The following is an 11,433-nucleotide window of genomic DNA, read 5'->3' on the forward strand; positions in this document are numbered from 1 at the left end:
TTGGTTGTGGTGACTTAATTATATCAAAAATGGACGATTCTTTTTTATATTTTCCGTAAAGAAAGAGGTTGCCCAAAAGTAGCTATTCAGCTACTTTTGGGACAACCTCTTTTTATAAACTTAAATTAAATCCCACTTCACAATAAGCCCTAAATGCGTAAGACCACCGCCAAATCCGTATAGTAAAAGTGTGTCTCCGTTACTTAATTTTCCTTCTTTTCTAGCTAAATCTAGTGCGAGTGGAATAGAGACGGAAGATGTATTCCCCATAAATTCCACACTCGTTAATGTTTTTTGTATTGGAATTTGAGATTTTTCACAAATAGATTCGATCATTCGTAAATTAGCACTATGAGGAATGAACCAGTCTATATCATCCTTTTGCATATTTGCGGTATGTAATAGTTCTTTTATCCCTGTTGGCACCGTGCGTGTTGCCCATTTATATACTTCTCTTCCATTTTGCACGATTTTTTCATTTGTTTGCAGTGGTGTACCATTCATAGTTGTAGATAAGTTTGTTCTGTATAGATGAATACCACCGTCCCCATTTGTTCCCATGTGTGCGGCAATAAAGCTGGGTTTGTTTTCATCTCTTTCTAATAAAATAGCTCCAGCACCATCGCCAAATAAAATGCAGGTCGTTCTATCGGTGTAATCAGTAACTTTTGATAATGTCTCTGTCGCTATGACAAGTACTTTTTTATGTGATCCAGAAGTAATCAAGCTATTACCGACGTGCAAGCCATATGTGAAACCAGCGCAAGTGGCATTTAAATCAAATGCCATTGTATGAGGTATGTTGAAGTATTGTTGTATTTGGCAAGCGACACTAGGGAAAACGTAATCAGCAGTAGTAGTAGCAACAATGATACAGTCGACATCTTCTAAGTTTTTCTTATATGTTGTACATAAATTTTCAATTGCTTTAATGGCTAAGTGTGAGGAGTATTCTTCTTCGCTAGCAATCCTTCTTTCCTTCATTCCTGTTCTTTGTACAATCCATTCATCATTCGTATCGATCATTTTTTCTAAATCATTATTAGAGAGTATTTGATTTGGAACATGAGTACCAATTGCAGTAATACAAGATTTAGAATTCATAGGAACAGCTCCTAACTTTATTTTATAACCTGATACTAATATCAGGTTATAAAAATGTCAATATAGATTTTGGGTGTATTGAACGACTTAGCTTACTATGAAGGAATTTAGCGAGTGTTGTAAAAAATAATATACGAGAAGTTTTTAAAATTGATAATGAAGTGAGTTGAGCTCCTTGAAAACAGTTTTACGCATGTTGCCTGTTGTCATTATTTGTAGCTTTATTCTTATTATTTTTTCAGAGAAATCGTATGCTTGTGATTGTATTAACGTATCAGCAGAAGAGGCCTTTCAAAAAAACGATGTAGTGTTTGAGGGAAAAGTAATTGAGGTTGGAAGGAAAGAAGGGGTTGGAATTGAAGTATTATTTGAAGTGAAGAAAATTTGGAAAGGGATAAATTCTTCGCAAATTATTGTATATACAAATGGTGGTGATTGTGTGTTTCACTTTGTGGAAGGAGGAGAGTACTTAATATATTCTTCTCAAAGAGGATCTGAAAAACAATTATACACAAATAGTTGTAGTGGAACGAAGAGATTAGATGAGGCAGGGGCGGACAAAGTTACTTTAAGTCAAATTGCAAAAGAATCTGTTCCGACAAAGAAAGTCGATTTAAAAGGTGGCATGTTGAACGTTTTAAGCTGGTGGCAAGTTGTTACTCTTTCTGTAGGTCTGTTACTGATAGTAGCTCTTGTGATTTTTATTGTAAGAAAAAAGCGCAAAAAATGACGATTAAAGTAAAAATACAAAGATTTTCTTTCAGTTTCTATAGGTGGTTTAACCTTGTGAAAGCGAATTACTTATGCTACACTTTATGTAACTTAAAATGAACGGAGGGGCTTCCTTTGATCTTAATCAGATTACGTCTCAATACTTTGTGCCAATAATTGAATAGCGCTCAAAGGCTCTGTCTGTGTGCAGAGTGAACGGGATTGGTCTGCCTATTTTAAAGGAACCCTTTATTAAGCTTATATGTGAAAAAGAGGGAGGGACGAATACGCCCTCTTTTTGTTTTGCCTTTATAAATAGAATGGGATCGTATAGGTGAACACTTATAGTGGATACGTATACGATCTTGGGACTTTTTAACTATGAGATAGGATGAAAGCACAACTTTCTTCTATTTCTTTGGTGAACCCTTATCCGTTTACGAAAACACAGGCAGCGACCTGTGTTTTTTATTTTACGTAATCGAAATGGAGGAATAAATATATGGAAGAATTATTACAAAGAGCAGTTTTAGTTGGAGTAAATTTAGGTAATGAGGATGATTTTGCATATTCGATGGAAGAGCTAACGAATCTTGCAGAAGCTTGTGATGTAGAGGTAATTGGACAAGTGACGCAAAATTTACAACGTGTAAATCCATCCCATTATATTGGAAAAGGAAAGATTGAAGAAGTAGCAGCCTATGTAAATGAAGTAGGTGCGAATATGGTAATCTTTAATGACGAATTATCGCCTTCTCAAATTCGAAATTTAGAAGCAGATTTAGATTGTAAAGTAATTGACCGTACCATATTAATTTTAGATATTTTTGCGCAACGTGCGAAAACGAAAGAAGCGCAGTTGCAAGTAGAAGTGGCCCACCTTCAGTATATGATGCCTCGTTTAATTGGTCTTCGTGAATCGTTAGGAAGACAGAGCGGCGGTGTTGGTACGAAAAATAAAGGTGTCGGTGAGAAGAAATTAGAGTTGGATCGTCGTAAAATTGAAGAACAAATTTCAGTTTTAAATAAAGATTTAGAAGCTCTTGTTGCGCAGCGTCAAACGCAGCGAAAACAACGTAAGAAAAATGAAATTCCTGTTGTAGCATTAGTAGGTTATACGAACGCGGGAAAATCAACGACGATGAATGCGATGCTTGAAATTTATAATGGTACAGAAGAAAAACAAGTATTTGAAAAAGATATGTTATTCGCGACGTTAGAAACATCGGTGCGAAATATTGATTTGCCAGATAACAAATCATTTTTATTAACGGATACAGTTGGATTTGTAAGCAAATTACCGCATCACCTTGTGAAAGCGTTCCGTTCAACGTTAGAAGAAGTAGCGGAAGCAGACCTACTTATTCACGTTGTAGATTACGCAAATCCAAATTACGAACAGTTAATTGATATTACAAATGAAACGTTAAAGAAAATTGGAGTAGAAAATATTCCAACCATTTATGCTTATAACAAATCAGATATGGTAGATGTTGAAATTCCAAAAGTACAAGAAGACCGCGTTTATTTATCAGCGAAGAAACATGTTGGGATAGAAGAGCTTGTCGAAATGATTCGTTCACACATTTATAAAGAGTATACGAAGTGTGAAATGTTAATTCCATATGATCAAGGACAGGTAGTTTCTTATTTCAATAATCATGCGCACGTCCTATCTACGAGTTATGAAAACGAAGGTACGAAACTAGAAGTAGAATGTAAGACGAGCGATTACGAAAAGTATAAGCGTTTTGCAATGTAATAAAAAAGGCGATCCTAATATGTTTTAGGATCGCCTTTTTCTTATTCTGTAATAGAGGCCCACTTATAAGAAAAAATTCCTGCAAATGGACGAACAACAACATCTTTTACTGTTGGACGTTCTAAATATACGAGTCCTGATTGGAAGATTGGAGCGATAGCTGCATCATCTTCAAGTAAGATTTTCTCAGCATCTTGGAACGCTTTCCAACGTGCTGGTAAGTCAGTTACTAAAGTAGAGCTCGTTTTCTCAATTAATTCGTCGTATTGTTTGTTTGAGTAACTCATCTTATTAAACGGTCCGTCTGTAACGAACATATTTAAAAATGTTGTAGGATCAGGATAATCTGGTCCCCATGTAGAAAGTGAAATGTCATAATCACCATTTCCTTCACGATCTAAAAATGCTTTTACTGGAAGGGGGTGTAATGTGATTTTTAAGCCAGGTAAGTTTTTCTCTAGTTCACCTTTTAAAAACTCACTAATTTTTTTATCGTTAGATTCATCAGTTGTTATGATTGAAAGAGAAGCGTTTTGTAAATTTGTTTCTTTTTTCGCAGTTTCCCATAGTGTTTTAGCTTCTTTCACATTTGTTTCTACTTTTACATTACTTGTACTGCGAAAATCTTTATTGTCAGGTCCTTTTACGAATCCTTTCGGAACGAATGCATTCGCAGGTATAGAACCATTGTTTAAAATCGTTGTTGCGATTCCTTGTTTATTAAAAGCAAGAGAAATAGCTTTACGAGCATTTTTGTTTGCTAATAAAGGATTCTTTTGACTAAATCGGAAAAACGTCACAGAAGGACGTTCCATTTTCTTTAAGCTCGGATCTTTTTGATACTTATCAACAAACTCTGAATTAATTGTAATTCGGTCTACTTGTTTGCTTTCAAATAAATTAACAGCTGTTGAAGTATCTTTTACGATATTTACATTAATTTCATTTAACTTCACATTTTTATTATCCCAATAGTTCGGGTTTTTCGTCATTTTATAACTTGTATCATGTTTCCATTCGCTTAATTGAAACGGCCCGTTATAAACTACATTTGCAGCTTCAAGTCCGTAATTTTTCCCTTGTGCTTCTACAACTTTTTGGTTTTGAGGATAAAATGTTGCAAACCCCATTAAACCTAAAAAGTATGGAACAGGGTGTTCTAACTGTACTTCAAGTGTTTTATCATCAATTGCCTTTACACCAAATGAATCAATTGGTAATTCTTTTTTATTTATTTTTTCAGCGTTTTTAATATCGAACATAATGTGTGCGTATTCAGAAGCAGTTTCTGGATTTACGGCACGTTTCCATGCATATTCAAAATCATGAGCAGTTACTGGATCGCCATTTGACCATTTTGAATCGTGTAATATAAATGTATATGTTTTTCCGTCTTCACTCAGTTTGTATGATTCAGCAGCTGCAGGAACAGGTTTATTGTCAGGACCAGGCATATATAATCCTTCCATTACGTTGTTTAATGCAGCGTAAGAAAACCCATCGGTTGCGACAGATGAATCAAGTGTAGAAATTTCCCCAGCTTCTACAATGTTTAATACTTGTTTTGAAGATGCTTTTTTCTTTTCTCCGGTAGTTGTTGCCTCTTGTTTTTGACCACATGCTGTTAAAAACATAGATAGTGTGATTGAGAGTGCAACGATCCCTTTTGTTTTTTTCTTCATATTTGTCAACCTTCCCTTCATCTCTGCCTTAGTATAAAAGAAAATATAGAAAATTTCTATAAATAAATCCGATAAAGCGTATAGAAAAAATATATTATGTGAAAAGTGATATTTCTGGAAAAAGAAATGAAACCAGTATAGAATAGAAATGTTTCAAAAGTCAGAATTTATTACACCTACTGTAATAAATATATATTTTGTACAGGAAGGAGAAATACACATATGCAGGCAGTTTCGCAAAAAAACAGAGTAGAAACACCGACAATATATCGAATATTATTTGCGATTAGCTTCGGTCATTTTTTAAATGATTCGATGCAAGCAGTTGTGCCCGCTTTATTTCCTATTTTGGAAAAAACGATGAATTTATCCTATATGCAAGTAGGGTGGATTGCGTTTGCATTAAATATGACGTCATCGATTATGCAGCCGGTTTTTGGTATGTATTCGGATAAGAAGCCGTCACCATTTTTATTACCGCTCGGTATGTTTTCAAGTATGCTCGGGATGATCGGACTTGCATTTGCACCGAATTTTATTATTGTTATTATTTCTGTTTTATTTATCGGATTAGGTTCCGCAGTCTTTCATCCAGAAGGTGCCCGAGTGGCTTATATGGCGTCCGGTGCAAAGCGGGGATTAGCGCAAGCGATTTATCAAGTGGGAGGAAATACAGGGAACTCCTTAGCTCCTATTTTTACAGCGTTAATTTTCGTTCCGCTCGGTCAAATTGGTTCTTTAGGTTTTACAGCCTTTGCAGCGGTAGGCATTGTATTATTAATTTTCGTATCAAATTGGTATAGAAATGAATTAGCAACTGGCGCTGTGAGAAGAAAAAAGAGGGCTGCGCTTGAGGCGGAACATGCGATTGTAAGTACACATATTAAATTTGTTATTTTACTTCTTGTTTTTCTTACTTTTGTACGCTCTTGGTACGGTGCTGGTATCGGGAATTTTTATCAATTTTACTTAATTGAGCATTACGGTTTATCGATAAAAAATGCTCAGTATTTCGTATTTGCATTTATGATTGCTGGTGTGTTAGGAACTTTCTTCGGTGGTCCATTAGCAGATCGATTTGGAAAGAAAACAATTATTGTATTTTCAATGCTAGGTTCAGCCCCACTTGCACTTTTATTACCTCACGTTTCGCTCGTATGGGTCGTACCGCTATTTTTATGTATCGGTTTTATTAGTTCAAGTAGTTTTAGTGTAATTGTTGTATATGCGCAAGAGCTTGTTCCTGGAAAAGTAGGAATGGTATCAGGATTAATTGTAGGGCTTGCGTTTGGACTCGGTGCTTTAGGCTCTGTTGTTCTTGGGAAATTGGCTGACATATATAGTCTACAATTCATTATGTTACTATGTAGTTGTCTACCATTAATTGGACTTACTTCATGGTTACTACCAAATGATAAGAAAACGATAGAATAGGGGATACGCTATGAAATTATGTGAAAACGTAACAGAATTAATAGGAGATACACCTGTCGTCAGATTATCTAAATTTATTCCGGAAGACGCAGCAGATGTGTATGTAAAACTAGAAATGTTTAATCCATCACGCAGCGTGAAAGACCGTGCTGCCTATAATTTATTGCACGTTGCAGAAGAGAATGGTCATATTAAACCAGGAGATACAATTATTGAGCCAACAAGTGGTAATACAGGGATAGGTTTAGCGATGAACGCGGCTGCAAAAGGGTATAAAACGATTTTAATTATGCCGGATAATATGTCTAAAGAAAGAATTAACTTATTGAAAGCATACGGAGCAGAAGTAGTTTTAACACCGGCAGAACAAAGAATGCCAGGAGCAATTGCGAAGGCGTTAGAACTACAAAAGCAAATTCCAAATAGTTTTATTCCGCAGCAATTTGAAAATCCAGCAAACCCGAATATTCACCGTTATACGACTGCACTTGAAATTTATGAACAAATGGATGGAGAGCTCGATGCTTTTGTAGCAACTGCTGGAACGGGTGGAACTATTACAGGGACTGGAGAAACGTTAAAAGAGAAACTACCAAACTTATATATCGCAGTAGTAGAACCGAAAGGATCTCCCGTACTATCGGGAGGTGTTCCGGGTCCTCATAAACTAGTAGGAACAAGTCCGGGATTTATCCCGAAAAACTTAAATACAGAAGTGTATAACGAAATTATTCAAATTGCAGACGAAGAGGCTTTAACGACAATGAGAAACTTAGCTAGACAAGAGGGATTGTTAGTTGGGCCGTCTTCAGGCGCTTCTGTTTACGCAGCGATTATGATCGCAAAACGCTTAGGCGCTGGTAAAAAAGTTTTATGTATTGCACCTGATACAGGGGAGCGGTATTTGAGTATGGGATTATTTGAATGAAAATGATAAAAACACCTTACTCGTGAAATTGTTACGAGTAAGGTGTTTGTTTTAGGTTGTAAAGAGGGGGAGAATAAAAATGAAACTATTAAAACCAACACATGAATATAGTGGAGAAATTATGGAATATAAACATGCGTTTTTACAATCAGGAGAACAACCACATGGCAGTAGTTCTTTACAAAATTTTGATTCTCTCGATGAATGGTTTGAAAAAGTGAATATACAAGAACTTGAGGAAAACTTAAAAGCTAATCGAGTACCATCTAGTCAATTTTTAAGTTTTGAAAAAGGGGAACTTATAGGTTTTGTGAATATTAGACATCGATTAAACGAAGAATTATTGCGGGAAAGTGGTCATATTGGATATAGTGTACATCCAAATAAACGTCGTCAAGGTTACGCGACAAAACAATTGAAACTCGCATTATATGAAGCGCAAAAGTTAGGGTTGCAGAAAGTGTTAATAACTTGCGATAAAGCTAATATTGCTTCGGCTAAAACGATTCAAAAGGTTGGCGGTGTGCTAGAAAATGAAGTAGTTTCTTCTCATACTGGGGAAATTGTTCAGCGTTATTGGGTAGAAATATGATTTAGTGGAACATTGAAAAGGGAGTGCAATGCATAATATCGAAATAGATAAATGAAAAGTTAAATGTGTACTGCAATTATAGGGGGAAATGAAGTGGAATTAAAAGAGAAAGCAATAGAAATGTCGGAGGTTTATAGGCAAAATCCGAAAGTGGAGGCTATTATTTTAGCTGGTTCAGTAGCTAGAAAGCTAGAAGATGAACATTCAGATATAGAACTACATATTTTATGGTCAATGCCACCAGAGGATGAGGATCGTAAAGGGCCTATTAACTATATTGGTGGAACAATTTTGTCATACCATCCTTACGAGGAAGAAGAATGGTCAGAAACATATTTGACGAAAGAAGGAATTAAATTAGAGATTAGTAACTTTTTAACAGAAACAGTAGAGAAAGTTATTGAGGATGTGGTGGTTCAATATGATATAAGTTATGAAAAACAATGTATCGTATCATCCATTCATGATGGTGTTAGTTTGTATGGAGAAGAGAAAGTACATGAATTAAAAGATAGGGTGTTGGCATATCCAGAAGACCTAGCGAAACGGATGATTTCAGAAAATCTTTGGTTAAGCAATCGCTGGCATAATCGAGAGGCTCTTTTAAAGCGAAAAGATTGGCTTATGCTATATGATGTTATTTGTGAAGCGCAAAGAAATATATTTGGGGTCTTATTTGGTTTGAATAAAATGTATGTACATCACCCAGCGTTTAAATGGATGCCATATAATGTGGAACGAATGATTATTAAGCCTGAAAACTTATATGAGCGTATGGCGAATACGTTAATAGGGAAACCGGAGTATAGTGTACAAGAGTTAGAAGTGTTAATCGAGGAGCTATTACAGTTAGTAGAACACCATGCTCCGGAATTACATATTGCTGAACAGCAAAAGCGTATTCAATATGCGAAATAAAAAACAAAGAGATGTAACCCTTGTTACATCTCTTTGTTTTTTATTTTACTAATTTCCCCAGTATAGGTAAGCGTTGAATTCTATCACCGAGAATATGTGAAGCAAGTCCACTTGTTAATACGAATAAAAGGTAAACAAGTCCTCCTGCAGCGCCACATATAACGACAATGAGAAGTGATTCCATATAAGTTTTTCCAGGAATTAACCATGTTAAAATTGATTTTAATGCCATCACAACAGCAGACATTGCTGCAGAGTAAATTGTAATAAGAAATACTGTTTTTGCTGTCTCACTAATTTTAAATTTCGCAAACTTAACGATGCAGTACAACATAATACTATTGGAAACGAGGTATCCAAGAATGGTTCCAAGTACAGCACCGTGTCCGCCAAATAAATGTAAGAGCGGTGTATTTACTACAACTTTAACGAGAATCCCGGCTGAGAATGCAATCATTGTTTTTCTTTGATAATCGATTCCTTGTAAAATAGCTGCTGAGACTGTGAAAATCGCACTTAATATAGCAGACGGTGCAAATGAAATTAAATATTGTGATCCACCAAGTGCGATTTCAGGATTTACATAAACCATGCGGAATGCATCGTAAGCGATGCTAGCAAGACCAAATGCAGCCGGGATCGTGAAGAATAACAAGACTTGAAATATCTTTGAAATTTGTTCTTGTAATTCTTCTAATTTCCCGCTTGTATAAGATTTCGTTATAGCCGGAATGATCGTTAAGGAGAATCCAGTTGCAAGTGAAGCTGGAATCATAATTAACTTTTGGGCATAGTTCGTTATATAAGCGAAAACTGCATTTGCTGTTTCTAACGGCTCTCCCATCGCTCTAAGGACATCAGCTACAGTATATTGATCTACTAACGTGTAAAGTGGAATTGCGATGCCGACAAATACAATTGGGATTGCATAGCGAAGTAATTCTATATAAATATTTTTTAATGGGATATTGGATGCTCTTGATTTTAATTCACCTTCGGGAGGTTTTAACCCATTATATTTTTTCCAGTACATCATTAAAATAGAGACGCTTGCAAGTGCTCCAATAACAGCACCAAACGTAGCAACTGCAACCGAAGAAGCTACTGAACCCCCTAATAATTTTGAGACGATGAAGCTACCAACTAAAATGAAAACAACACGTGCAATTTGTTCCACGACTTGAGAAACAGCACTTGGCTTCATATGTTGAAAACCTTGGAAATAACCACGTGTAACACTCATAGCTGGTACGATAATAAGTGCAAAACTTAATGCTCGCATCGTAAGTGTTACGTCAGCGATAAATTGTGGATCTGGCGTTTTCGAGCGAATAATAAATTGTGATATGTACGGTGCTCCAATAAATAAAATTAAAAATCCTAAAAATCCCATAAACAACATTAATTTTACACTAGAGTTGTATAATTTTTTGCTTGTACTATAATCACCAAGCGCATTATGCTTTGCAACGAATTTGGAAACGGCAATAGGAATACCCGCTGTTGAAAAGCTTAATAAAATCCCGTACCAAGAGTATGCATATCCATATAAAGCAACCCCTTGCGTTCCAACTAGTAATTGAAAAGGGAAGAAGTATATAAAACCTAATATACGTGAAATCATTGTGGCCCCGCTTAATAAAGCAGTTCCTTTTAAAACTTTTGACGTAGACAAAATTATTTCCTCCTACTCTTGCTGTCTTGCATTCATCGTATACTACTATAAACCTGCTAGGGAAGTTAATACAGTATAAACCATAAATGTTCTAATACTATTCATTTAAAAGTCATATTTTGAATTTTTAAATAGAATGTAATACATAAAAATTCAAAATATAAGTTGACACTATTTTTAATGTATGATAAAAATGATAGTAATCAATTCGGAAAATAATATTTGGGCAATGAAAGGGTATAGTAGTGAATATCTCCCTATTTCAGAGAGCTGATGGTTGGTGTGAATCAGTATATAGATTATTCATGAAGTTCGTCCTGGAGCATCTTTCATAAATCTCACATTATGAGGAAATGAAAGACGGTAGTTTATACCGTTATCAAATAAAGTGGTGAAGATTGTTTCACAACTAGGGTGGTACCGCGATATTTATCGTCCCTACGTATTTACGTAGGGACGTTTTTTATTTAGGTCTTACTTTGTTGTGGCTTCATAACTAGGGTGGTACCGCGATAATTTATCGTCCCTACGTATTTGCGTAGGGACGTTTTTTATTTAGGTCCTAACTTTGGTGTATCTTCATAACTAGGGTGGTACCGCGATATTTTTGTCGTCCCTACGTATTTA

At 35.6% G+C, this 11,433-nt stretch carries 9 protein-coding genes and 1 other annotated feature; of the genes, 6 read left to right on the forward strand and 3 right to left on the reverse strand.

Features of this window, described 5'->3' with window-relative positions:
* Positions 1-120 precede the first annotated feature (120 nt).
* Positions 121-1,104: a ketoacyl-ACP synthase III gene (locus tag MR083_RS24735; RefSeq protein WP_242269983.1), complete on the reverse strand. Its 984-nt coding sequence runs from the start codon at positions 1,102-1,104 to the stop codon at positions 121-123.
* 175 nt (positions 1,105-1,279) lie between these two features.
* Between MR083_RS24735 and MR083_RS24740 the strand changes: the two genes are divergently transcribed.
* Complete coding sequence (locus tag MR083_RS24740) at positions 1,280-1,834, forward strand: cobalamin biosynthesis protein CbiN (protein WP_242269984.1); 555 nt, start codon at positions 1,280-1,282, stop codon at positions 1,832-1,834.
* A 483-nt stretch (positions 1,835-2,317) separates the two neighbouring features.
* Positions 2,318-3,577 carry a GTPase HflX gene (hflX, locus tag MR083_RS24745; protein ID WP_046646891.1) on the forward strand — a complete coding sequence of 420 codons (1,260 nt, stop codon included), beginning with the start codon at positions 2,318-2,320 and terminating at the stop codon, positions 3,575-3,577.
* A gap of 41 nt (positions 3,578-3,618) precedes the next feature.
* Here hflX and MR083_RS24750 read toward each other — a convergent pair whose 3' ends face one another.
* The gene (locus MR083_RS24750) at positions 3,619-5,259 is read right to left on the reverse strand and encodes a peptide ABC transporter substrate-binding protein (protein ID WP_242269985.1); all 1,641 of its coding nucleotides are present in this window, start codon (positions 5,257-5,259) and stop codon (positions 3,619-3,621) included.
* Between the two features lie 222 nt (positions 5,260-5,481).
* On the opposite strand from MR083_RS24750, the gene MR083_RS24755 reads away from it, so the two are divergent.
* The 4 genes from MR083_RS24755 to MR083_RS24770 all read left to right on the forward strand — a co-directional run bounded on the left by MR083_RS24755 (position 5,482) and on the right by MR083_RS24770 (position 9,131).
* Positions 5,482-6,693: an MFS transporter gene (locus tag MR083_RS24755; RefSeq protein WP_016717156.1), complete on the forward strand. Its 1,212-nt coding sequence runs from the start codon at positions 5,482-5,484 to the stop codon at positions 6,691-6,693.
* A gap of 10 nt (positions 6,694-6,703) precedes the next feature.
* Positions 6,704-7,621, forward strand: a complete 918-nt coding sequence (gene cysK / locus MR083_RS24760) for a cysteine synthase A (RefSeq protein WP_000762260.1) — start codon at positions 6,704-6,706, stop codon at positions 7,619-7,621.
* 79 nt (positions 7,622-7,700) lie between these two features.
* Positions 7,701-8,213: a GNAT family N-acetyltransferase gene (locus tag MR083_RS24765; RefSeq protein ID WP_088106607.1), complete on the forward strand. Its 513-nt coding sequence runs from the start codon at positions 7,701-7,703 to the stop codon at positions 8,211-8,213.
* 93 nt (positions 8,214-8,306) lie between these two features.
* A complete protein-coding gene (locus MR083_RS24770; RefSeq protein ID WP_242269986.1) occupies positions 8,307-9,131 on the forward strand; it encodes a DUF4037 domain-containing protein in 825 nt (274 codons plus the stop codon).
* Positions 9,132-9,171: 40 nt separating this feature from the next.
* Here MR083_RS24770 and MR083_RS24775 read toward each other — a convergent pair whose 3' ends face one another.
* On the reverse strand, positions 9,172-10,806 hold the full coding sequence (locus MR083_RS24775) for a putative polysaccharide biosynthesis protein (RefSeq protein WP_242269987.1): 1,635 nt from the start codon (positions 10,804-10,806) through the stop codon (positions 9,172-9,174).
* A gap of 220 nt (positions 10,807-11,026) precedes the next feature.
* Positions 11,027-11,249 (forward strand) — a binding site (T-box leader).
* Positions 11,250-11,433 lie beyond the last annotated feature (184 nt).

It is taken from the genome of Bacillus cereus group sp. BfR-BA-01408 (assembly GCF_022663305.1).
Classification (GTDB): domain Bacteria; phylum Bacillota; class Bacilli; order Bacillales; family Bacillaceae_G; genus Bacillus_A; species Bacillus_A pacificus.